The following is a 23370-nucleotide window of genomic DNA, read 5'->3' on the forward strand; positions in this document are numbered from 1 at the left end:
GCAACAACTCAGCCTAGAACCGGGCTGACGCTGCATACAACAACCCGCTTAGAGCCTCGACTCATCGCGACGTAGAGGTTACGGGCATCCAATCCATCACCGTTGAGGATCACTGCAACCTCCGCCTCCAAGCCCTTCAGCAGCAACGTGCTACCCACAGCACGCTTCGGCAACGGTCTGCCTCGCAGACGGTTCTCCTCGCGCGCACGCTGCGTAGCGGCCTCAAAGGACATGGCACCTGACGCCGCCTCTCGCATAGCCTTCAATGCTGAATACAGGATCGCAGGACGATGGACACGCACATCTGGGTGCGTCCGAAGCGCTGTCAGCAAATCCGAAGCTGACTCGAAAGAAGGCAGTATCAAGAAGTATTGGGCAGCAGCCTCGGCTTTGGTTGCGGGGTTACGTGCCGTACCCCTTGCCAATGACTCCAGTCGTTTCATGAACGCGGGTACGCCCAGGTTTGTCATGACGCTTTGCGCAAAGGCCATGAGGTCCGCAAACCCTGATTGACTGGCAGGGATGTAGGTACGGCCAAATGCCAACAGATCCCGCAAATCCACGGCCTCGACCGTAACCGCTCCGGGCGTTTGGCTCGCAATCTTCCGCTGACTGTCTGGATTGATCGAGTCACCAATGATCAGCACACGGCCATCAGTCACGGGCGATGCCGTGCGTGCGGCACTCAGCCGCTTGGGATGATCATCAGCCCCGGAGAGCGGCACCCAAGTAACTTGAGGCGGCGCCTGCCTCAGATCGATGCGCTCCCCTCTGGCAAGCGCGTGCCGAGATTGCAGCAGCCAAGCGCCCAGCGCTGGCTCACCCGCATTGTTCCAACGCCAAGGTATCCGCAGTTCGTGCACGACCGGAAAATGCGAGCACACATGCTGATTCCAGTCGGCCAGAGCATTCCCTGGAAAGCCGAAGATAGCCTGCATGGGATCACCAAGCACGCAGGTCGGTAGAACCTGAGAGAGGTAGTAGACGACGGCATGTTGAGGGACCGAACAGTCCTGGTACTCGTCGACGATCAGTTGCGCATAGCTCGAACGAATGACATCAGTCACGTGGCCCGCTTCAAGAAGCTTTCTCGCTGCAGCACGGATGGCAGGATAGTCACGCGAAGCCGTCTTTAGGTTCAGAATCTCAGGGTCATAGTTGCTTCGCGTCGGGAATGTGGCTATGAGCCGCATTGCCCAGCCATCAATGGTGGATAGTCTGTAGGCAGAGCAGCGGATACCTGCACGGTCGAGACGCGCGCGCAGCGCTGCCACGCCTGCATTGGTATGCGTCAGAACGAGTATGGGCTTGCTCCCCTGATAGGAAGCCAAGGCCTTTGCAATCAGCTGAGTCTTGCCGCAGCCAGCAGGCGCGGTGACCGTCCCACGACTGATCTGAAGCAGATCGACCTCGGCGTCCATCATTGAGCCGCCCATTCAAAGATCCGATCCATCTTCGCCGTGAACGGCTGATTACCATTCATAAGATCGGGAGCGATAACTGTGCGCGCGGCTTCCTCCATCCACGAGATGGACTTGAACCACCCTGCTTTACGAGTACGCGAAGCTTTCCCGAGCACTGATCGGGTATTCCACGATAGAGATCCACTTCTGGACTCTTCCCAGATGGACTCAAGCGAGTTCGCGTTGTTCGAAACGGTCACGACATGCGAACGGACCAGATCCTCGTGAAGACCGTGAGCGAAGGTGATGAGGTTCAGACAGCCATTCACAGAAAGGCTATGGAACAGCTCATCCTCCAAGGCGCGTCCATCTTCCCAAGCAACGAACTGTCCACCTTTACGCAGAAACTCCTGCTCCACTGCGGTGGTTGGTTTCTTGTCGTCATCACGAACCACCATCACCCGGTAGCCTAGCGCCTGGAAGGCAGCAGCGCGATGGTAGGGGCGGTCAGCATCGCCTCCACCGCTATCGACCAGGCCAACACCCAGCGCCATCAATGAAGGCCGGCCTGTGCTCACCCGATAGAGGTCAAGCCCACGAATCAAACCGATCTCGCTTGCCCCCTCACAAATGATCACGGAGCGTGCCAGAAAGGACTCGGGGTACAGCCGGATTGTGCTTTGAATATCGTCTGAGCTACCTACTTCACGAACTTCGTGCTTGCCATCGAGGGGCCGCACTACGCTGAGCTGATCACCACTCAGTTCGCGTAGCGCAACGGGTGAGTGAGTGGTGAGAAAAGCCTGGATCGGTGGATTCCCCGCCTCTTTCGCGCCAAGCGACCCCAGGAATCGGGTGATGCGATGAGGCTCTAGCCCATACTCCAGCTCGTCGGAAAGCACGATACTGGCGCCCGCTGCGGCCTTTCTCTGCAGGCCCGCAACCAGAAGCCGCGTGGAGCCAATGCCCAGCCCTCGCAACGGAATGCCTGCCTCGTTATGCAGAGCAATCGTGCCTGCGCCGAAGGATACAGAATGGGCATCCAGCAAAGCCCTTGCCTTTGCGCCCACGGTGACACCCAGTTCATCCGCTGTCGTTTTGACTAACCCGAGTGCTGCACCCAGTTGCTGTTCAGCCTGGTCCCCGAACGACTGCCGCGCATCTCGGGCCGCCTGAACCAAAACTACAGAGGCGTCTGGCCGCTCTTCCGAAATACGGTTGAGCACCGAGCCACGTTGCCAGCTCAAGTTATAGTCCGAGTAGGTTCCGATACGTGTCGGCGCCAATGCCAGCCGATCCTTCCACGCCAGGCTTTTTATCAGCCCTTGCTGCATAGCGCGCAGCGAAAGGAGCGTCCAGGACGGTTCAAGATCACTTGCAACAGTGAGGTTGAGGCTCAGTACAACCTCAGCGCCATGCTCGGGCTCGTCTTCCACCACATCCAGCTCACTGAAGTATCCGCGCAGGAACAGTCCGTACCCATCAAGGCTCATCATGGATGAGTCAAGTTCACCCAACGTCAGGGTGATGCTGATGGGGTTGGTGATATCGAGACCGTAGAAGTCAGTGTCCGAGAACTGAGCGTTTCTGCGAGCCCCCAAACACAGATCGATGGCGTCCAGGACCGTTGACTTACCACTGTCACCTGGCCCGATCAGACAATTGATGCCCGGGTTGGGGCACCAGCTTAGGGTTTTGATCCCGCGAAAGTTAGCAATTTCAACCCGTCTGATTCTCGCCATAGTCCTTCACAGCTCCATGTTGGGCCCGCCCGGTAGTCAGATAAGACTGCCCTAACCGCTGTCGTGAATAAAGCGGTGGATCACTCTGCCCTTTTCTTTGCAGCGTGGTTGATCGCCCCTCACCACCATCGGGTAATTCCGAACGGGTGGAGGCCCACGGCAGTGAACGCACCTACGCACCATTTTTTACAGTGGCTCCTGCTCGTCCTTTTGCTTCTGGATAGCAATGGCGCGCCGTTGGCAAGAGAACCCGACATCGAGCACGCCCAGCTGGCGACCGTACTCCGTCAGCTCAACGCCTTGGAGCGGCATGCCGACAACAATGCCGCCCTCCCCCATCCGATCTCCGCCCGCTACCACTTCGACTACCTGCGCCTACGCGAGGATATCCAACGCATCCGCTCCGGCGTCCAGAGCTACCTGACGCCCCTGCACGCCCAGCCCCGCGATCCCGCCCCATGCTCGGCGAGTACATCGGCGAGCCCGATGCGCCATGACCGCCACCCAGCAAGCCGCCTTGCAGACCCATAGCGGCTTCACTCCCGCGCAGATGGCCATTCTGGTCCTGTCCTTGGTGTTCGCCGTAGCGTTGCTCTGGGGCGCTTAGGCAATCCGTACTGCCTACACCTGCTGGGCTGAGCAGCCCCTCAGTTCACCGGAGCCCAACACGCCCCCATCCCAGCAACCTATCGCTTAATCAGTAGCTCTATCACTCCGCCCCCAACGCCCGTCTCACGAAGCTCCGGTCGACATGTCCCATAAACGCCCAAGCTCGCTCGTTCTGCCGAAGATAGTCAGCCAACTCGTCCACCCCAGCTCCTTCTGGGAATTCCAGCAACTCAGACATGCGGTGCAGCGTCTGAATGGGGATGCCGATCTCTTCTAGCGCGTTCACCCCAGGCGGCAGATGAAAATTTTCGAAGCTCATCCTCACGTAGCTGTAGTCAATTTTGCTGCGGCTTCCCTGCTTGATCACGTGCAACCCGACCACGTCCTCCAGTAACCCCAACACCTTCGGAATGGTGTAGCCGAAGGCATTGCTTACGAGTTTCAAGTCGTTGTTGAGACCACTCGAAACAGTCAACTTCTCATCAGCCTTAATGCGTTTTTGGCCAGTACTTATGCGCTCCTCGTCGTCCCTGATCCGCTGCTTTGTATACTCGATCTGGCCCTTCAAGTAGTCCGAGTAACTCTCTGCCCTTTGATAGCTGGTCAATTTAGCCAAGATGTTGTCGGGCGTTTTTGTCTGCAACCCATTCGTGGAAAACGACTTGGGCACGAGCTGGATACAAATCTTGGCCAAGGTAGTCAGAAAACCAGGCGCTGGCGACCAGTGAAATACGAGGGACTTGAACTCTTCATCGCTGAGCATCTGAACCATGCTGTAGAGCTCCTCGAACTGCTCCATCCTGAAATAGGAGTGCTTCTTGACAAGATCAACGGAAAAGCGATCTTGTGCGAATGCAGTCTCAAACCGCTCCTGGGAGTACTCGGACAAATGCTCAGGCTGTGCGCTAGCAAGCAGGTTGAGAGGAGTGTCCGCATCCTGAATTCCCAAAGGCACATCGACCTCTTGGTTCAAGCTGTCTTCCGGAACATCCTCCAAGCAGAACACCTTACCTACGAAATGGATGCCCATCCGGCCCGCACGGCCCTTGATGTTGCCATGTGTAAATTTGTCGATTCCACGGGTGCCGTTACGATTGTCGAAGATGACAACGTTCTTCGCCACCGTGTTCACCCCCTCAATGATGGTGGCGGTACACAGTAGAAAACGTAGGTCACCAGTATTGAAACGGTCGGCGGTGTACTGCTGCAGCGCCCTGGGCAGACCACCAAAATGCAGGCCGATTCCGTTCCTTAGGGCATAGGTGTAATCCCACTCTGGGTCAAACTCCTCGGCGACCCAGTCGATATGCTCACTCTGGAACGGCTGACCATATCCTAGACGGACGAGCTCACGGGCGACCTTGCCGGCTACGCTAGACGACTTGCAGTAGATGATCGTGGCGCCTTCGCACTGGGGGGCGATAGTCGCCAACATCGCCAGTTTGCCTTCTTCGTCATTGGCATCCACACCGAACGTCTTCACATCAACAGCCACGGTATTGAAGTCAGCGGAAATGAACGCGTGGTCGTACCCCAGCTCTGTAAGGCCTCGAATACTGTTTATGAAGGGGCCGGTCAGATAGAACTGCTTGGAAACTTCAAGCAACTTGCTAAGCGCGATGTTGAGCTCAATGACCCGCTCGTCCTTGAAGTCAGTGGTACCGCTTTTAAGTTTCTGGAAGGCGAGCTTATAGAATTCGTCGATAACGAAAAGGTCGATGGCCTTGATGTCATCCCGCTCATTGACGCGCTCTTGGGTCAGAACATACACCACTCTGTCGCTACGGCATTTTTGAGAGCTATGGTGAATGATCTGATAATCCTTACCAAAGCGCTCCTGCAGACGCCTGCGCGTCTCGTCAGCCAAAGCGACCGTAGGCACGACTAGCACAACCCTATCGAAACGACCAAGCCCTAGCAGCGAGTCGACGATGGCACTCTTGCCCATGCTGGTGGGCGCACTGAGCACGACGTTACGACCAGCCTTCAGCAAGTCAAAAATTCGGAACTGCATCGAATGAAAGACAAAGTCTTCTGAGAATGGCGTTCTGTACACATCGAGAGCAATCCGATCACCTTGGGACAGCTCAGAAAACTCCCTCTTAAGGTAAGGGAATAGTCCCGCTTTTCTGACCATGTTGCGAAGAATGCCAGTGTGATCAGAAAATTTGTCTCGCGCACCCAGCGCCCGAATCGTCAGATCTCTACCCAGAGACGTGGATACTGGGTTGGACAGGAGGGCGTTGACCGCTGACAGGTAGCGGAATGCTGAGAAAGCATCACTTTCCAAGCTCAATCTTGCTTCATCGTAAACCTCGGTCACACGGCCTCCCTGACCTTCTTGTCGACCAACTGGGTCAACATCTCCAAACTTGGAGCTGGATAGATGAACACATCAATGGTGAGCGCTCCGAACGTTGAATCGTGCTTCAAGTCATCGACAAAAGCTCCAAAGAGAGCAATCGTTTCACGCTCCAGATGATCTTCGTACCCCATTGTTTCAGGGTCGGTCAGCAACGTTGAGTCGTAACCAATGAACAGTACAAATCGGAAGCGATCCAAATGAGCGTCAAATGGATTGCTCTGATCCAAAATCGCATCTATGTCATGAGACAAAAGGTAATCGTCATCCTTGATATCGAGAATTCTCCCCCGAGCGTCGCCAAAGCACTGAGCGATCTCCTCGTAAAGCTGATCGCGAATTTCAGGCAGACGCGTAACGATGTTGGCTGATGTCACTAGTTCACTAAAACCAACCCACAGTTGATCGCCTTCAGAGTCGCGCCGAACAATATGAACGTTTTCAAGGATTTTTTCCTCATCCTGCCCTTGCAAGTAAAGCAGGCATGGGATGGGCTGACTGGAATGCATCTGCCGTATCGTGGCATGAAGCAGCACTCGCCCCAGGAATGAGCGGACGTCCGACAAGGAGGCGAATACCGTCCTTTTCAGGCGTTGACCTTGCTCGACCAACGACATCTTGTGGATGTCAGCAAGCTCGTTTGGGCGAAGAAACACTTCATCCAACCAGTTGCAGACGTTGTCGACGATGTGTTCGTACCGGTAACGCTTGAGGCTGTACTGCTGGTGCAGTACACGCCCATTCCGCTTGGCGCAGGGGGTGACCATAGGGTCGCGAAACGGAACCAAAATTTGTGGCAACTGACGCTTGACGTAGACCTTGCGGCCCGCACGCTTCTGATCTTCCTCCACATACTTCAGGAACCAGGCGTTCAAATCCGCGCGAAGATAGGACTTGCTGTCAACTGAGTGGATTTTGCGAGACAGAGCACCCTTACGCGTGACGGTGTCCAAGACGCCACGCCAGATCTCCTCCGCCGTGGCTTCGGTACTCAAGATGACGCCATGAAGGTCATACGAGGCCAGCCGGATATTCCGGATGCCCAGCAATTCAATCTCGCGCATTGTCCGGAAGACTTCCCAACAAGCAGCATCAACCCATGTCGCCACGTCTACCCCGCTAACAGCGACGTAGTTGGAGGTTCTGGAGTTAAGGTAATCGACGAGCTCATCACGCCCGGACTTACCGTTACGCTCATCACGGTGGATGAGCAGGTACTCAAGAGTGACGTTGGCAGGATGCTCCGTAATGATCCTGAACTTTCTCGGCACGGCGAGCTTGGGCTCACAGTCCATTGACTTATGCAGGATCGAGCTGCGGGGAAGTGTTTTCTTGCCGGCACCTTTACTGAGGACGACGAGATCACTTCTCGCCCAGTGGGCCTTCGTAGTGGTTTTGACCTGCACGAACTCAACGAAATCACTGCAGACGATATCGATATCATCGGTGACTTCGCACCGAACGCATTGAATACTCTTGTCCCGCAACATCTGGGTGACGTAGTAGGCGGCGACACAATCCTGGAAGATGAAGCCGTGCTTGGCAGCAACTCCGCCTGCATCATTAGGTTCCATCTCGACATCCATGGCAGCTTTAGTCATGGAATTTATGGCAATACCCCTCCCTAGTCCAGATTATTGATGGCAATCTGATGCTTGCAACGCAAGGTGGGCAGCCTGGTGACGTGCAGCCTTGGCGACGCCAAGCTTCCCAGCCCGCCAGTCAGTGCGGTACTCCAGACGTTCCACACCATATCGACATCAATGCGGGGCCATTCACTGCCGGATTGAGTGCAGCTTAACTTGCCGCCGGAGCGGAACTGGCCGAGTGCGTAGGTCAGTTGGAGGGGCGCGAAGCGTTCTGGGGCCCGTGGCCTGGGTCTTCCTGCACACCCAAGGCAATGGCCTCGGCCTGCCCAGCGGCATCCAGTACCCCCCCCCCCCCGCCCTGCTGGCCTGCCTCGAAAGCCAGAAGGCAGCACAGGTGGTGCAAGCGCAAAAACCGGATGCCCAGCGGTACGGATTGAATGTCACTCCAGCGCTACGCCTGATACACAATCACAGCCAGCGGGTGCTCACCCTACGCGGCACGGTCGAGCCCGACGCCCTGCTCTCGGCAATCGACCTGCTGGTCCCACCCGACAGCCCGAACACCGAAATGCCTGCTGACGTTGTCAGCGACATGCCCAGGTAGCCTACGTTCGTAACGGCTACGGCACCGCGTTGCGGTGTTAAACGCGCGGTCCTTCTTAGCCCATCTCGGGCGTCTCATCTTTCCCATCGGGGTTCAGCCCGGATGGGGCAGAACCTCCCATTCGTCGTAGGAGGTTCTATGACCCCGTCACACCCCGGCACGGACTGTGCCATTTCCGTTTTGTCCCAACCCGAGCAGCGCTTGGTGCACCGGGCCGTTGCAGTACTCGAAAAGCGCTTGTTTCAGCGTGGACAAATGTTGACTTGCGCAGATGAGGTGAAGCGCTACCTGAAGTTACGGCTTGCACCTGTGAAGCATGAGGTGTTCGCTGTGATGTTTCTGGACAGCCGGCATCGGCTGATGGCGTTCGAGCCGCTGGTCGAAGGCCCCATCAACAGTGCCACGGTACCGCCACGCCGAGTGCTGCAGCGGGCACTGGAGGTCAACTGTGCGGCGGTGATCCTTGCTCACAATCATCCTTCCGGAGATGTTCAGCCAAGCTTGGCGGATGGAGCCCTGACACGTACCCTCAAAGAGCTTTCGGCTAGGGTGGATGTGCAGGTACTCGATCACTTCATAGTAGGCAGCTGGGAAGCTTACTCATTTGCCGAGGCTGGAAAGCTGTAGCTGGGCGCCCGAGGACCGAGCATCCAAGAAAGGTCACAGAGCCAACTCTTCGCATTTGCACCTTCAATCTGGTCCAACAGACGCAGCCAAGAGCAACCTGGCTGCGTCTGCTTCATCGAGCCGCGAGACTATGCTCTAGATGTGCAGCCAGAGCCGCTCACTCGTCCCGAATGCACTCCCATTCCCGGGCATACTGCTCCGTTTCGTCGACGCAGTTCTCGCACAACACTCGCCCGTAGTACATTTCCTGCTGCACCGCTTTTGCTAGATGCTCACCCTCAAGGGTCATTTGACAATCATTGTGGTGACCTCCGGGGTTTTCTACGCCCTCACAGTCATGACTCAGGAACGGCCTGAGCACTGACTGCTGCGCACCGGTCAGGCTTTCAAATCCCTTATCGATAGCAAGCTTCGCAATGCCAGCCACTTTATCCACTTCGTTATCCAAGCTGCCATTGGCGAGCAGCTGCTCAAGCACCTTCACTTCGCTCATATTCACTCCAAAAAGCATCATCCCTGTGAAGCCATTACGATATCATTTCCCATACCAATGACCAGCCTCCAGCGGTGACACTAATGCGCAATTTTTTGCACAGAACCTGGAAGCAGTGGGCGGCCTCCGCCCCTCAATTATTGATCGCAGCCCTAAAGTCACTGGCAAAAACCTCATGACGCGTGCCTCTCAGTTAACGCGCTTGACTACGAGCACCTGTCCGAAGCAGCTTCCAGCACTACGTCGACCGTCAACGTTCACTTGCAAACTCCACTGCTGGGCGGCCGATGAGATGCTATCCAATCAGCATCTAAGTCCACGGATCAGGGCAGCAGCACGTGACCTCAATGGCCTAACGGATATCGGTCAGTACTCCATCAACAGCTGCAGCACCGTTGAGCGGCACCAAGCATGAGCCTCACTGAGACCGGAACAGTTACAAAGCTCGTCAATCGCGCCTCTATTGACACGTACGAAACCATCGCGGCTAAGACTCAGGAAGTCAGAGCAATTTTCCACTCGCGATCAATCGTTATCCGCTCAGGCAGCGCCCTAGATCAGTTGCTAAAGCAAGCGGACAAGCTGAGCAAGGCATGGATCGAGCAGAAATCACCTACGCCGCAGGTGATATTTGAGACGGCTCACGTGTACCGATTGGCTGACGCCATTACAAGAAACGCTGAAGATCCTGGCGTTCAACAAATCTTCATGCGCATGGCGAGAAGCGTGATGCAGCCCTATGACAGGATGGCATCCCAAGGTAAGGACGCGCTCTGGGAGGTAGCCTTACTTTCAGATCTAAAGAGCAATGGCCTTTCAGCAAAGGCAGCAGAGCCGGACATCTTAGTAGACGTTTGCGGGCATCAGTATCCGATTGCATGCAAGAAAATCTGGTCCGAAAGTAACGTTGAGAATCAAATAAGAAAAGCGTCCAAGCAGCTAGCGCCATTTACAAATGGTGGAGTTATCGCACTTAATCTTGATGATTTAACGCCCACCGGGAAGTACCTGAGACAATCCAACAAAAACGCAGCGCTCGCCACACTAAGCCAATTCAACATTGACTTCATAAACCGTCACAAGAAGATCATAAAAAATTCCGTATCGTCCGGAAAATGTGATGGTTTCTATATCTCAACCTCTTGCGTTGTTGTGCTTGATGGCGCCGAAGAGCCACCGTATATTGCGACGCAGTCAAACCTGTGGAACACAATACAGTGTGAAGCTGTCGCCTACGAACGCTTTATTTCTTTCGCACACGCGCAGACGGTCATGAAACCTTGAGGAGCCTAGCTTATGTCCATCGATGATCGCTACCAACGAGCCCTGGAAATTTTCTTCGCAGAGAACCAACACCTACTTAGGGTCGAACCTGCACATCCGACCCATTTGGAAGCACTCGGCATAACACCACTTGAGTACGAGCAGCACAAGCGGGACGAAATTTTTTCCCAAGCTGCCAAGGATCGCCAAATAGAAGTATCAGAACTTGTCATCCGGCTTGCGGCAGAATCGCCCGAACAGGCTCACTCATGGCGAATCGACATTCATCGCAGAACCGCTGAAGCACTTGGCATTGAATGGACTGAATACAAAATCATCAATCGCACTGAAGAGTAATAGCGCTCTTCCCTACGACCTGTGGTTATCCACGATCAAGCCCGGAGGCGCAGGAAAGCTGAACCAGCGTTCCTCACAGCCTCCTATCGCACTGCGACATCCTCATTGGCACGCCGCACTGTTCTAACAATAAACTGCACCAATTCATCCACATGGCCGGGCTCAACATAATATTGACTCGTCCAGTCTTCACGCTTGAAATTGAAAGTCAAAGTGGTGTCACCATCATCTTCAACGATCCCTCCTTCGTGCTCATATTCGACAGGTGCCCAACCGTGACTATCATCATCAACAAACAAATCTAATAACTGCCTGCTAGCCCTATACAAGTTACGGAGATAGCCCAGCGCCGATATGCGAGGAATGAATCTTGCAATATCGTTCATCATGGCGAAGCCCTGCTCCATGATGATTGGATCACGGCTATCAACATCCTTCACTGCAACCGAGTACTGCTTTGCAACCCGCCAGGCTGTGTCACAAGCTTGATTGAAGTTCGTCAGCCCATCAAAAACCTCACGCTCAACTCTTTCGTTCGCAACCAAATCGACCAAACCTTCAACATCAACAGTTCGGAGCAGGCCGGCAACAGCATCCCTGGATTCCTGCCTATCGGGCAGCACATCTAGTTTCGCCTTCAGCGCCCCAATCGAATCCGTCAAAAACTGGACATCCAGCGTAGGAAGGTACGGGTACTGGTGAATGACAGGGTGGGCCACACCCCACTTCCACATGAGAAAGTTACTCTCGAAGAGATAACCCTTGAGCTCCGGCCACCCCAAAATGTGAAGCATAGGGCTGGCCACTACCCCCTCAGCGGCAGTACTTGGATCCTCTACTACTGCCTCTGCTCTGCGCTGGTTGGCCTCATCAACCCAATCCTGCAAGCTTGTGGACACGCCTTTGCGCCCCAGCAGGAAGAAATAGTGCGCAACAGGCTTATCAAAGCCTCTGAGCTTCCGCAGTTCCTCTTCAAGGTGAGATGTGGTGACGGTCGCCTGATTCTTGCACTGAGCGGCGGAACGAGTTGCAGGGTCATAGATGTCTACGCCGTGCTGCGAATTTCCGCTAACACCTCGCGCGACGATTCTCGTGTAGGGGCCTCCGATGATAGGCAGCCCAACTTTACTCAACACATGACCAAAGAGGTCCAGGCAAAGGTCTTCGAATCCGTCGCCCCTCTTTGGTGCCACGAAGTTCTCCAGCTTGCTGGAAATCGCCCTCGATAGCATTTTCGTTCCCACACTCTCCCCCTGCAATGCTGGCAATGATCAGCCGATGATCAACCGATGATCAACCGATGATCATGAAACCATACGCCAACAAGCCTCCGTATGGACATGGCGCACTATATTGGCCTAAGCAAATCCGGGCGTGCATCTTGAAGGATTGAACCACGCGTGAAACGCATCTAGCTGATCCAATCGCCAGCATCCACGCTCGCAGGATTCGATCATGGCAGCGCTTCGTTTTCTCTCCCTTCGCCGCAGTCTGTTGGCAGGCCTTCTGGGCCTTCCCGCCGCCTCGATGGCCCTCAGCACCGCCGACATCACCGCCTCAACTGCCTCTCAGGACTGCCTGACCTACCGCGTCGTCGGCATCTGCTACTGGCTGTTCTGCATCCCCTACGGCTGTCAGGTGCGTACCTCGACCAAGGTCCGCCACTACATCCCCGATGCCGTGGTTTCCAGCTACGCCAATGCCGGAGAGAACCCCTAGCGTGATGTGCGTCGCTTCAGTTCCGCCAACGCCCACAGTGGCGCTGCTAACACCGGTGGCAACAGCCATGAAGACCCAGCCCTGCGCTTCAAGAACGCCGACGTGATCGGCCGCCTTGGCGGCTGGGCCTTCAGCCAGTTCGCCGGTCAGTCCGGCTACACCTGCGCTGGGGCCGGCACGGCGTTCGTGCCCTACCTGCTGAGCATTCATGCAGCGTCCAAGGCCGTCACGGGCGCAGCAGTTGCCGCCATTCCGTGTGGCACGGACCTGCGGCAGATGCGCATGGACATCGATGCCTCCCGCATCCGCGACCCGCTGCTCCATCCAGATAAACGGCCAACTGCCTGTTCGCCGCCTCCACTGAAGGCACAGATCGAGCCGATCGGCCCAGTCCTGCATCATTCGGAGGCACTGCTCCACGTACTCCGCGTGGTTGTAAGCTGCACTGACCTTGTCCGGGTCCGCGTGCGAGAACCGGGCATCGATCCAGGCTTTCGGATAGCCGATTTCGTGCAGCGCAGTGGAGAGCGCCCCACGCATGCCATGCCCCGTCAGCAATCCGGCATAGCCAATACGGTGCAAGGCCGTGTTGAGTGTGTTCTCGCTCATCCTGTCGTTGAGGTCGTAGCGATGGGCAAACACATAATTCTGCGCCGACCGCAGCTGCTGCAGCAACTGCCGAACGATGTCCTTAGGCTGCTCCGACAACGGCACGATGTAAGGCGGGATCTCCTGGGCCCGGCGCCCTTCCTTGCGCATCTCCAACTGCAGTTGCTTCATCACTTCGGGCGGAATCGTCCACACCCCCTGCTTCAGGTCGAACTCATCCGGCGTGGCAAGCCGCAGTTCGCCAGTGCGCACGCCCGTCAACAGCAGCAGGCGCAGGCCTAGACGGGTCTGTAACGCGCCGCCATACCCGGTAATGGCGCGCTGCAAATCAGCCAGCTCAGGTAGCCGCAGGAATGGATTGTGGGTTACAGGCGGCTTAGGGGCCGCCACCACATCAAGGTCCCAGGCCGGATTCAGCTCCAGCCCCGGCGCCTTGACCAAGGCGAAGCGAAACAGCTGTTTGAACCAGGTTCTGACCTTTTTGGCCACGGTGTAGGCTCGACGCCGCTCGATTCTGGCCAGCACATCAAGCAAGTCGTGCCGCTTGATGGAATAGATCGAAGACTTGCCCAACGCCGGCAGCACGTCGTTGTCGAAAACACGCTCGATCTGCTCCAGCGTGCTCTGCCGGCCCTTCTTGAGCACACGACCGCGGCGCGCAAGCCAGAGCGCGTACATCGCCTGGAAGGTTTTCTGCTCTGCAAGGTTGTGGGTGTGGCGCTCATGCCGGCGATGCGTGCAGGGGTTCGTGCCCTGGGCGATGAGCCGACGCGCTTCGTCGCGCAGAGAGCGTGCCTGACGCAGGCCGACTTCGGGATAGGTCATGAGTGACATGCGCTTTGCTTGCCAGCCCACGAGTAGCGGGAGTGCCACGACTTGCCGCCAGCCCCGCTCACGCCGAGTGACAGGCCATCGCTATCGCCGAGGGTGTAGTCCTTGCCAGTGGCTTTGGCCTGGCGGACAGTTGCATCTGAGAGTGCAATGTACGAGCTCCTGAACATAAAATTCAGGGCTAGATGCTCGTGACGCTCGACGCTCCTCTCCGGCAACAAACCCCCACGGCGGGAGTCCGGATTTCATGGACTAATTTCTGGACCAAAAAAAGTCCGGATGCCCATGGATCGGAGTGGCGTTGGCTGGAACGAAAAAAGACGCCGAAGCGTCTGATTTCAACGACTTACAGACTTCCATGGGACTCTGTAGATCTATATCTGGAGCGGGAAACGAGACTCGAACTCGCGACCTCAACCTTGGCAAGGTTGCGCTCTACCAACTGAGCTATTCCCGCTTGGGAGGCGAAATTCTACAACCAAATGCACAGGTGTCAACAGCCCTTACGCATTCTTTTTCGCGCGGGCGGTTTCGCGGGCCAGGCGTTCGTCTTCACGCAGGCTCGGCCACGCGGCATGCAGGTACTGCAGGCCCGAGAACAACGTGAGAATCGAGGCGATGGCCAGCGTCCAGTCGCCGATGTGGAACACCTGCACGCCCATCCAGATGTCCTGCATCGGCGTATGCGGTGCCACCGAATACAGCAGGCACAGCAGCGCCACCATCTGCGCGGTGGTCTTGATCTTGCCGATCAGGGCCACGCGCACCTTGGCGCGCTGGCCAATCTCGGCCATCCACTCGCGCAGTGCCGACACGGCGATTTCGCGGCCGACGATCACCGCCGCCCACACCGCCATCCACGCGGTCGGATGGCCCTGCACGATCAGGAACAGCGCCACGGCCACCATCAGCTTGTCGGCCACCGGGTCCAGGAACGCGCCGAACGCGGATGCCAGGTTGTAGCGGCGGGCGATCCAGCCGTCCAGCCAATCGGTGATGGCGGCCAGGCCGAAGATCGCCGCGGAGGCGAAATTGGTCCATTTGTAGGGAAGGTAGAACACCAGTACCAGCACCGGGATCATCAGGATCCGCAGCAGGGTGAGCCAGGTGGGGAGGGTCAACTTCATCGCATCTCTCTACTCGCCCGCCGCGTCGGGCGCGGGCAGTCCATGAAGGTTAGCGTAGATGCGTGCAGCGAGGGCGTCATTGATGCCCTCGACTTTCGCGATTTCGGCTTCGCCGGCCGCTTTCAGGCCGACCAGGCCGCCGAAATGCTTGAGCAGGCTGGCGCGGCGGCGCGGGCCGATGCCGGCGATATCCTCCAGCTTGCTGGTCATGCGGGCCTTCTGGCGGCGCCCGCGGTGGCCGGTGATGGCGAAACGGTGGGCTTCGTCACGCACCTGCTGGATGAACTGCAGGGCCGGCGAGGCCGCCCCGGGGCGCAGCTCGCGGCCATCGGGCAGCACCAGGGCCTCGTGCCCTGCCCGGCGCTCCACGCCCTTGGCCACGCCCACCAGCATCACTCCTTCCACGCCCAGGTCGGCCAGCGCCGCCTGGGCCTGGCCGAGCTGGCCGGCGCCACCGTCGATCAGCAGCAGGTCCGGCAGCACGCCGTCTTCTTCCACCGCACGGCGGAAGCGCCGCTCGATCGCCTGGCGCATGGCCGCGTAGTCATCGCCCGGCTCGATGCCGCTGATGTTGAAGCGGCGGTACTGGCTGCGTACCGGGCCGGCGGCATCGAACACCACGCACGAGGCCACGGTGGCTTCGCCCATGGTGTGGCTGATATCGAAGCACTCCACCCGCTTGACCTGCTCGGCCAGGCCCAGCATCTGCCGCAGGTCTTCGCTGCGCGCATGCTGGGCACTGCGGCTGCTCAGTTCGCTGACCAGGGTGATCTGCGCATTGCGGCTGGCCAGTTCGACATACCCGGCGCGCTCGCCACGTACGTTCCACTTCAACTGCACCTTGACCTCGGCCGAGGCCGAGAGCGCGGACTCGATCAGGCTGGCGTCGGGGATTTCGCGGTCCAGCAGGATCTCGCGGGGCGGTGAGTGTTCGGCGTAATACTGCGACACGAACGCCGCCAGGATTTCTTCGGCGCTCTCTTCACCGTTGGTCCGCGGGTAGAACGGGCGCGTGCCCAGGTTGCGACCGTCACGGAAGGCCAGCAGCATCACGCAGGCATTGGCGCCGCGGGTGGCGCAGGCCAGCACGTCCAGGTCGGCAGCGCGGCCGTCCACGTACTGGCGGGTCTGCATGCTGCGCAGCGCGGTGACCAGGTCGCGTAGCCGTGCGGCCTGCTCGAACTCCAGCGCGTCGCTGGCTGCCTGCATCTGGGTGCCCAGTTCGCGCGCGAGCAGGTCGCTCTTTCCTTCGAGGAACATCGAGGCACGGCGCACCGATTCGGCATAGTCCGTCGTGCTGACCAGGTCCACGCAGGGGGCGCTGCAGCGGCCGATCTGGTACTGCAGGCACGGCCGCGAGCGGTTGCGGAACACGCTGTCCTCGCAGCTGCGCAGCTTGAACAGCTTGTGCATCAGGTTGAGCGTGTCGCGCACGGCGGTCACGCCCGGATAGGGCCCGTAGTAGCGGCCCGGCACCGCGCGCGGCCCGCGATGCAGCGCGATGCGCGGCCAGTCTTCGCGGGTGAGCAGGACGTGCGGGTAGGTTTTGTCGTCGCGCAGGGACACGTTGTAGCGCGGCGACAGCGACTTGATCAGCTGGTTTTCCAGCAGCAGCGCTTCGGCCTCCGAGCGGGTCACGGTCACGTCCATGCGCGCAACCTGCGACAGCATCGACATGATCCGGGTGGTCTTGGGCGTGCCGTTGAAGTAGCTGCCCACCCGATTGCGCAGCGCGCGCGCCTTGCCGACATACAGCAGGCTGTCGTCGGCGGCGTACATGCGGTAAACGCCGGGCGCGGTACTCAGGTGGGCCGCGAATGCCTTGCCATCGAAGGCGGGTGCGGTGGAAACAGTCATTCGCTGATCGGGACTTCGCTCAATACGCCACTGACAGGGTCGAAACGCAGCACGGCATGGGCGTCGGTCTCGGCAATCCACACCGCCCCGCCGCCCAGCGCCAGCCCCGCCGGACCGTGCAGACGACGCGGTAGCTCCAGCGTGCTCAGCTCACCACCGCCCAGGCGCAGCGTGCGCAGGCGGCCATTGCCGGCATCGGCGATCCACAGCAATGGCGCATCCGGACTGAGCGCGATGGCCTGCGGATGCTGCAACTGGGCGATCGTACGCGGGCCATCCTGCTCGCCGAACGACCACAGGCCCTGCCCGACCAGCGTCTGCACCAAGTCGCCGCGCAGCTGCATGGCACGGATCGAAGACCCCAGCGCATCGCAGACGTACAGCACCTGCTGCACGGCCGCCAGCGATGCCGGCTGCGCGAACGCGGCCAGGTGGCCGCTGCCGTCGCGCTCGTCGATCGCCCCCGAGCCGGCGCGCCACTGCAGGCTGCGCTGTCCCAGGTGGTAGGTCCAGATGCGGTTGTCGCCGGCCATCGCGATGTGGATCTGGTTGTCGGCCACCGCCAGTCCCTGCGGGTGGTTGAGCGCGGTCTGGCGCGGCTGCGCCACCGGTCCCTCGATCGGCTCGCCCGGGCGGCCGGTGCCGCACAGCGTGTCGACCTGGCCGGTCAGCAGGTGGATGCGGCGCAGGGCATGGTTGCCGGTGTCGGCCACGTACAGCGACTCGCGCTCCAGGGCCAGGCCTTGGGGACGGTTGAAGGCGGCCTCGGCCGGCCCGCCGTCCATGAAATCGGCGGTACCCAGCCCGAACTGGCGCAGCACGCGCCCGCCGTGGCTGCATTCCAGCACGCGGTGGTGGCCGCTGTCGGCGATGTACAGGCGCTCGGTGGTGGCCACCAGCCCGGTCGGGAAGGACAGCGGCAGGCGCGGCTCGGGGTGCAGTTCGCGGACCAGCGCCATGTCACCGTCGACCGGTCGGGCGCCGCCCTCGCACAGCGCGTTGAGCGCCCGTTCCAGCTCGCCGCCGAACCCGACCAGGCGATCACGCTCGCGTCCCTGCGCATCCAGCAGGACCAGCGTCGGCCAGGCCGTCACGCCGAAGCGGCGCCAGCCATCCCAGTCCGCGTCGAGCAGCGCCGGGCCACTCAGGCCCTGCCGGCGCAGCAGCTTGAGCGCCTGCGCGGGGTCGCGTTCGCAGTCGAAGCGCGGCACCTGCAGGATCAGCAGCTGCAGCTTGCCCGGGTTGCGCGACTGCCATTGCGCCAACTCGGCCAACCGCTGCGCGCACCACACCGAGGCGGCGTTGACGAAGGCCAGCACCACCGGCCGCCCGCGCAGTTCGGTCAGCGTGGTCGGCGTGGCGTTGAGCCACGTGGCAAATTCGGGCAGGTCCTGGACAGGCTGTACGTTCATGCCCCGATTATGCCGGAGTCGGCGTCATGCAATCGTCGTGCCGCGTCAATCCGACGGCGGCCTGCGCGCGCTGGCCGGTCAGCCCTGCGCCGCCAGCCAGGCTTCGGCCCGGGCGAGGTCTTCGGGGGTGTCGATGCCCGGCGGGAATTCGGCCGGGGTCAGCGCCACGCTGATGCGATGACCCGCTTCCAGCGCGCGCAGCTGCTCCAGCGACTCCAGCTGCTCCAGCGTGCCCGGCGGCAACGCCGCGAATTGGCGCAGGAAGCCGGCACGATAGCCGTAGATGCCGATGTGACGCAGCCAGTGCGGCCCGGCCAGGGTGTCGCGGGAGCGCGCGAAGGCGTCGCGGTGCCACGGAATCGGTGCGCGGCTGAAGTACAGCGCATCCAGGTTCTGCCGGCGCACCACCTTGACCGCATTGGGGTCGAACAGCGTCTCAGCGTCTTCCACCGGGGTGGCCAGGGTGGACATCTCCGCCCCACTGTAGACCAGTGCTTCGGCCACCGCGCGAATGCCTTCGGCCGGGGCGAACGGCTCGTCCCCCTGCAGGTTCACCACTACCGTGTCGTCGCTCCAGCCGGCCTGCACGGCGCATTCGGCCAGGCGATCGGTGCCGGAGGCGTGGTCGGCCGAGGTCATCGCCACACGCACGCTGGACAGGCCCTGCAGCGCATCGGCAATGCGGGCGTCGTCGGTGGCCACCCACACCTCGCGCGCGCCGGCCAGCAGCGCACGCTCGGCCACGCGCAGCACCAGCGGCTGGCCACCCAACAGGCGCAGCGGCTTGCCGGGCAGGCGCGAGGCTGCGTAACGGGCCGGAATGGCGACAACGAAATCGAGGGGCTGGCTCATGTGCGGACTCACGAAAATGTCAGGGGACTCGAGACGACGGGCACCACGCTCAGCGCTTGCCCAGCTTGTCGACGCGGTCGAGCAGGTTCACCCAGAATGCGGCGGGCAGGTCGGCCGCCAGCGGCACGGCGAAATGCCACTCGTTGGCGAATACCTTGCACTTCACCGCATCCTTCTCGGTCATCAATACGGGCAGTTCGCTGCCAAACCGCAGGTCGGCGGCCTGGTAGGCGTGATGATCGGGGAACGCGTGCGGCACCACGCCGATGCCCTGCGCGCGCAGCATGTCGAAGAAGCGCTGCGGGTGCGCGATGCCGGCCACCGCATGCACGCGCTGGCCACGGAAATGTGCCAGCGTGCGCGGGCGACCACCGCTGAGCGGTTGGGCACTGTCGATATGCAGCTGCATCGGCCATTCGCCGAAGCCGCACGCCGGTTGCGCGCCGACGCCATCGCTGGCCTGGCCCATGTTGACCACGCGGAAATCGCAGTCGTTGGCGCGGGTGACGGGCTCGCGCAATGGCCCGGCGGGGATCATCCGCCCGTTGCCGTAGCGACGCTGCGCGTCGACCACTTCGATCTCGATATCCCGAGCCAGCCGGTAGTGCTGCAGGCCGTCATCGCAGACGATGATGTCGCAGCCCGCCTCAACCAGCGCCTTGCCAGCCGCCACGCGGTCGGCATCCACGCGGACCGGCACGCCGGTCTTCCACGCGATCAGCACCGGTTCGTCGCCGCCAATGGCGGTGGACGTGGTGGCCTCCACCCAACGCGCCGTGCCCGGCTCGTCGCGACCGTAACCGCGACTGGCCACGCCGGGCTTCCAGCCGGCGTCACGCAGGCGCTTGACCAGCGCGATGGTCAGCGGGGTCTTGCCGGTGCCACCGGCCGTGACATTGCCCACCACCACCACCGGCACCGGCAGCGCATGCCGTTTCAGCCAGCCGCGCCGATACAGCAGCCTGCGCAGCGCAATGGCGCCGCCGTACAACGGCGCAAGCAGCCGCGCCGGCAACGGGATGGCGCTGCCGTCATACCAGTACGCCGGCGTGCGGGTGCCCTTGGCCGCCATCAGGCCTGCCTTTCGCGGAACTGCATCTTGTGCAGGTGCTCATACAGCCCGCCGAGGGCCAGCAGCTCCTGGTGGGTGCCGCGTTCGACGATGCGACCGTGGTCCATGACCAGCACCTGATCGGCGTGTTCGATGGTGGACAGGCGGTGTGCGATCACCAGCGTGGTGCGCTCGGGCATCAGGCGCTGCAACGCGTCCTGGACCAGGCGTTCGGATTCGTTGTCGAGTGCGGCGGTGGCTTCGTCCAGGATCAGGATCGGTGCATCGCGCAGGATCGCGCGTGCGATCGCCAGGCGCTGGCGCTGGCCACCGGACAGCAGCGCGCCGTTCTCGCCCACCGGCGTCTGCAACTGCTGCGGCATACGCTCGATGAACTCCCAGGCATTGGCCGCTTCGGCGGCGGCGCGGATCTGCGCTTCGCTGGCATCCATGCCGTAGGCGATGTTGGCCCCCACGCTGTCGTCGAACAGCATCACCTTCTGCCCCACCATCGCCACCTGGCGGCGCAGGTCGGCCAACGGGTAGTCCTCCAGCGAGACGCCGTCCAGGGTGATGCGGCCCCCGTTGGGTTCGTAGAAGCGCGGCACCAGCCGGATCAGGCTGGTCTTGCCGCTGCCGGAACGGCCGACGATCGCGGTGACCGTGCCCGGCTTGGCGACAAAGCTGATGTCATCCAGGGCGATGCCGGTGTCTTCGCGGTAGCGCAGCATCACGTGCTCGAAGGCGAGCTCGCCCCGCGCACGGCCGATCTTCTGGATGCCCTCGTCACGTTCGACCGGCAGGTCGAGGATGCCGAACAGACGCTCGGCGGCGGCCACGCCGCGCGAGATCGAGGTCTGCACGCTGGTCAGCCGGCGCAGCGAGGGAATGATGGCCATCATCGAGGTCATCAGGCCCATGAACTGGCCTGCGTTGAGCTTGCCGGCCAGGGCTTCGCGGGTGGACACCCACACGATCACCGCCAGCGCCAGCGCCGCCAGGAACTGCACCGTGCTGGAGGCCAGCGCACGGGTGGTTTCCACCTTCATGTTGAGGCCGAGCATGCGGTTGGCCAGGCGGGCATAGCGCGAGATTTCATGCGCCTGGGTGCCATGCACCTTCACTTCCTGCTGCGCGGCCAGCGACTGCTCGGCAGTCTGCGCCATGCTGCCCATGCCGTCCTGGATGCCACGGCTGATGCGGCGGTAGCGCTTGCCCACGAACGACACGATCACGCCGATCAGCGGCACCACCACCAGCATCGCCACGGTGACCTTGACGCTCATCTGCAGCATCACCACCAGCATCGCGATGATGGTCAGGGTGTCGGCCACCAGTGTCTTGAGCGCGTCGGCGCTGGCCTGGGTGACCTGTTCGGTGTCGTAGTTGAGGCGACTGACCATCACCGGCGTCGCCTCGCTGTCAAAGTGCGAGGACGGCAGGTGCAGGTACTTTTCCAGCACCTGCTCGCGCAGGTCGCGCACCACGCTGCGGCCGGTGCGGGCCAGCGCGTAGTCGCTGACCAGCGTGGCCAGGCTGCGCATCATGAACAGGCCGAGAATGGTCAGCGGCAGGATCACCGCCATGCGCGGCTCGGGGTTGACGAAGCCGCGGTTGACCAGCGGCTCCATCAGCTTGGTGAAGTGGTAGCCGGCAAGCGCTTCGACGACCATGGCGATCACCGCGGCCACCATGAAGGTCCAGTAGGCGCGGGTATAGCCGAGCAGGCGCTTGTAGATCGGCCAGATCGGGGCGTGTTGTTTACTCATGGATGCACCTCCGGCGCAGTAGCGATGGCGATGCGGCGGAAGCCGAGCTGGCCCAGGGCATCCTGGGCGGTAACAACCGCCTGGTAAGGCGTGCGCGCATCGGCGCGCAGCAGCACGGTCTGTTCACGGTCGCTGCCGGCCACCGCGGCGATGGTCTGTTTGACCGCCTCGACGTCGGTACGCAGCACTTCCTGGTCGTTGATGAAGTAGCGCCCTTCGGCGTTGACCAGCACGCTGAGCGAACGCGGCGGTTCGCTGTTGTCCTGCTGGCTGGCGGTCGGCAGCTGCAGCTGCAGGGTCGAGCGCGCGTCGAAGGTGGTGGTGACCACGAAGAAGATGATCAGCACGAGGATCACGTCGATCAGCGGTACCAGATCGATGTGCGGCTCGTCCTGGACCCGGTCATTGCGAATGCGCATCCGTCAGCCCTTGGCCGTGACGGGTGCGGCCGGGGCGGCGCTCGGCGCACGGGCGCCGGTGTTCATCACCCCGGGGCGACCATCCAGCGCATCCAGCAGCGCGCTGGCTTCCTGCTCCATCTCGATCACGTAGCCGCCGATGCGGCCCTTGAAGTAGCGATGGAACATCAGCGCCGGAATCGCCACGATCATGCCGGTGGCGGTGCACACCAGCGCCTTGCCGATACCGCCGGCCAGCTGGTTCACGTCGCCCACGCCGTGGTCGAGGATGCCCAGGAACATCTGGATCATGCCCACCACGGTGCCCAGCAGGCCCAGCAGCGGACCGGCCGAGGCAATCGTGCCGAGGGCGTTCAGGAAACGCTCCATGCGGTGCACCAGGTGCCGACCGGCATCCTCGATGCGCTCGCGGATCTGGTCGCGCGGGCGGTTGCGTGCTTCCAGCGCCACCGCCAGCAGCGCACCCAGCGGCGAGTTGGCCCGCAGCGACTGGATGTGGCTGGGATCGAGCTTGCCGCGCGCGGCCCAGTTGCGCACTTCCTGGCCCAGCCCGGGGGGCAGGACCTCGTTACGCCGCAAGGTCCAGAAACGCTCCAGGACAATTGCCAAAGCCAGTACGCCCAACAGCAGCAGCGGCACCATCGGCCAGCCACCGGCCTTGACCAGTTCCCACAC

The 23370-nt window shown here is 60.7% G+C and carries 20 protein-coding genes, 1 tRNA gene and 3 pseudogenes; 8 read left to right on the forward strand and 16 right to left on the reverse strand.

Going from position 1 to position 23370, the window contains the following annotated elements:
• Positions 1-8: 8 nt before the first annotated feature.
• Positions 9-1436 (reverse strand): UvrD-helicase domain-containing protein, encoded by a 1428-nt coding sequence (locus AC1DCJ_RS01795; RefSeq protein WP_478069939.1) that lies wholly within the window; start codon positions 1434-1436, stop codon positions 9-11.
• Entirely contained in the window at positions 1421-3145 is a 1725-nt protein-coding gene (locus tag AC1DCJ_RS01800; protein WP_478069940.1) for an ATP-dependent nuclease, read from the reverse strand. Before AC1DCJ_RS01800 ends, AC1DCJ_RS01795 begins: the two co-directional genes overlap by 16 nt.
• Before the next feature lie 162 nt (positions 3146-3307).
• Here AC1DCJ_RS01800 and AC1DCJ_RS01805 point away from each other — a divergent pair, with 162 nt between their 5' ends.
• Both AC1DCJ_RS01805 and AC1DCJ_RS01810 read left to right on the forward strand, forming a co-directional pair.
• On the forward strand, positions 3308-3676 hold the full coding sequence (locus tag AC1DCJ_RS01805) for an integrative conjugative element protein, RAQPRD family (RefSeq protein WP_478069941.1): 369 nt from the start codon (positions 3308-3310) through the stop codon (positions 3674-3676).
• A complete protein-coding gene (locus AC1DCJ_RS01810; protein ID WP_478069942.1) occupies positions 3639-3752 on the forward strand; it encodes a DUF3262 family protein in 114 nt (37 codons plus the stop codon). The genes AC1DCJ_RS01805 and AC1DCJ_RS01810 overlap by 38 nt, the downstream gene beginning before the upstream one ends.
• Before the next feature lie 102 nt (positions 3753-3854).
• Here AC1DCJ_RS01810 and AC1DCJ_RS01815 read toward each other — a convergent pair whose 3' ends face one another.
• Complete coding sequence (locus tag AC1DCJ_RS01815) at positions 3855-6077, reverse strand: DEAD/DEAH box helicase (RefSeq protein ID WP_478069943.1); 2223 nt, start codon at positions 6075-6077, stop codon at positions 3855-3857.
• Positions 6074-7717 (reverse strand): HamA C-terminal domain-containing protein, encoded by a 1644-nt coding sequence (locus AC1DCJ_RS01820; RefSeq protein WP_478069944.1) that lies wholly within the window; start codon positions 7715-7717, stop codon positions 6074-6076. Before AC1DCJ_RS01820 ends, AC1DCJ_RS01815 begins: the two co-directional genes overlap by 4 nt.
• 268 nt (positions 7718-7985) lie before the next feature.
• On the opposite strand from AC1DCJ_RS01820, the gene AC1DCJ_RS01825 reads away from it, so the two are divergent.
• The gene (locus tag AC1DCJ_RS01825) at positions 7986-8309 is read left to right on the forward strand and encodes a DsbA family protein (RefSeq protein ID WP_478069945.1); all 324 of its coding nucleotides are present in this window, start codon (positions 7986-7988) and stop codon (positions 8307-8309) included.
• A 138-nt stretch (positions 8310-8447) separates the two neighbouring features.
• Positions 8448-8936, forward strand: coding sequence for a JAB domain-containing protein (locus AC1DCJ_RS01830; RefSeq protein ID WP_478069946.1), 489 nt, complete (start codon positions 8448-8450; stop codon positions 8934-8936).
• A gap of 157 nt (positions 8937-9093) precedes the next feature.
• On the opposite strand, the gene AC1DCJ_RS01835 is transcribed toward AC1DCJ_RS01830, so the two are convergent.
• A complete protein-coding gene (locus AC1DCJ_RS01835; RefSeq protein ID WP_478069947.1) occupies positions 9094-9429 on the reverse strand; it encodes a hypothetical protein in 336 nt (111 codons plus the stop codon).
• A gap of 411 nt (positions 9430-9840) precedes the next feature.
• Between AC1DCJ_RS01835 and AC1DCJ_RS01840 the strand changes: the two genes are divergently transcribed.
• On the forward strand, positions 9841-10713 hold the full coding sequence (locus tag AC1DCJ_RS01840; protein WP_478069948.1) for a hypothetical protein: 873 nt from the start codon (positions 9841-9843) through the stop codon (positions 10711-10713).
• A 12-nt stretch (positions 10714-10725) separates the two neighbouring features.
• Positions 10726-11049: a DUF6388 family protein gene (locus AC1DCJ_RS01845; protein WP_478069949.1), complete on the forward strand. Its 324-nt coding sequence runs from the start codon at positions 10726-10728 to the stop codon at positions 11047-11049.
• Between the two features lie 83 nt (positions 11050-11132).
• Here AC1DCJ_RS01845 and AC1DCJ_RS01850 read toward each other — a convergent pair whose 3' ends face one another.
• Positions 11133-12242, reverse strand: coding sequence for a hypothetical protein (locus AC1DCJ_RS01850; RefSeq protein ID WP_478069950.1), 1110 nt, complete (start codon positions 12240-12242; stop codon positions 11133-11135).
• A gap of 262 nt (positions 12243-12504) precedes the next feature.
• Between AC1DCJ_RS01850 and AC1DCJ_RS01855 the strand changes: the two are divergent.
• Together AC1DCJ_RS01855 and AC1DCJ_RS01860 are read left to right on the forward strand one after the other, a co-directional pair.
• A pseudogene (locus AC1DCJ_RS01855) lies at positions 12505-12972 on the forward strand (TraU family protein); the annotation flags it as partial.
• Positions 12973-13089: pseudogene (locus AC1DCJ_RS01860) on the forward strand (conjugal transfer protein TraG N-terminal domain-containing protein); the annotation flags it as partial.
• Between the two features lie 18 nt (positions 13090-13107).
• Here the strand turns inward: AC1DCJ_RS01860 and AC1DCJ_RS01865 are convergent.
• The 10 genes and pseudogenes from AC1DCJ_RS01865 to AC1DCJ_RS01910 form a co-directional block, all read right to left on the reverse strand.
• Positions 13108-14378 (reverse strand): annotated as a pseudogene (locus AC1DCJ_RS01865) (tyrosine-type recombinase/integrase); the annotation flags it as partial.
• A gap of 211 nt (positions 14379-14589) precedes the next feature.
• Positions 14590-14665, reverse strand: a tRNA-Gly gene (locus tag AC1DCJ_RS01870).
• Between the two features lie 46 nt (positions 14666-14711).
• Positions 14712-15335, reverse strand: a complete 624-nt coding sequence (gene pgsA / locus AC1DCJ_RS01875) for a CDP-diacylglycerol--glycerol-3-phosphate 3-phosphatidyltransferase (RefSeq protein ID WP_128095903.1) — start codon at positions 15333-15335, stop codon at positions 14712-14714.
• Between the two features lie 9 nt (positions 15336-15344).
• The gene (gene uvrC / locus AC1DCJ_RS01880) at positions 15345-17192 is read right to left on the reverse strand and encodes an excinuclease ABC subunit UvrC (protein ID WP_038689230.1); all 1848 of its coding nucleotides are present in this window, start codon (positions 17190-17192) and stop codon (positions 15345-15347) included.
• Positions 17189-18604: a hypothetical protein gene (locus AC1DCJ_RS01885; protein ID WP_478069951.1), complete on the reverse strand. Its 1416-nt coding sequence runs from the start codon at positions 18602-18604 to the stop codon at positions 17189-17191. The genes uvrC and AC1DCJ_RS01885 overlap by 4 nt, the downstream gene beginning before the upstream one ends.
• Before the next feature lie 78 nt (positions 18605-18682).
• Positions 18683-19456 carry a 3-deoxy-manno-octulosonate cytidylyltransferase gene (kdsB, locus tag AC1DCJ_RS01890; protein ID WP_038689234.1) on the reverse strand — a complete coding sequence of 258 codons (774 nt, stop codon included), beginning with the start codon at positions 19454-19456 and terminating at the stop codon, positions 18683-18685.
• Positions 19457-19505: 49 nt separating this feature from the next.
• Complete coding sequence (gene lpxK, locus AC1DCJ_RS01895; protein ID WP_478069952.1) at positions 19506-20528, reverse strand: tetraacyldisaccharide 4'-kinase; 1023 nt, start codon at positions 20526-20528, stop codon at positions 19506-19508.
• The gene (msbA, locus tag AC1DCJ_RS01900) at positions 20528-22276 is read right to left on the reverse strand and encodes a lipid A export permease/ATP-binding protein MsbA (RefSeq protein WP_137189099.1); all 1749 of its coding nucleotides are present in this window, start codon (positions 22274-22276) and stop codon (positions 20528-20530) included. Before msbA ends, lpxK begins: the two co-directional genes overlap by 1 nt.
• Positions 22273-22695 (reverse strand): ExbD/TolR family protein, encoded by a 423-nt coding sequence (locus AC1DCJ_RS01905; protein ID WP_038689239.1) that lies wholly within the window; start codon positions 22693-22695, stop codon positions 22273-22275. Before AC1DCJ_RS01905 ends, msbA begins: the two co-directional genes overlap by 4 nt.
• 3 nt (positions 22696-22698) lie before the next feature.
• Entirely contained in the window at positions 22699-23370 is a 672-nt protein-coding gene (locus AC1DCJ_RS01910) for a MotA/TolQ/ExbB proton channel family protein (protein ID WP_137189098.1), read from the reverse strand.

The sequence above is a fragment of the Stenotrophomonas sp. 10N36 genome (assembly GCF_056395005.1).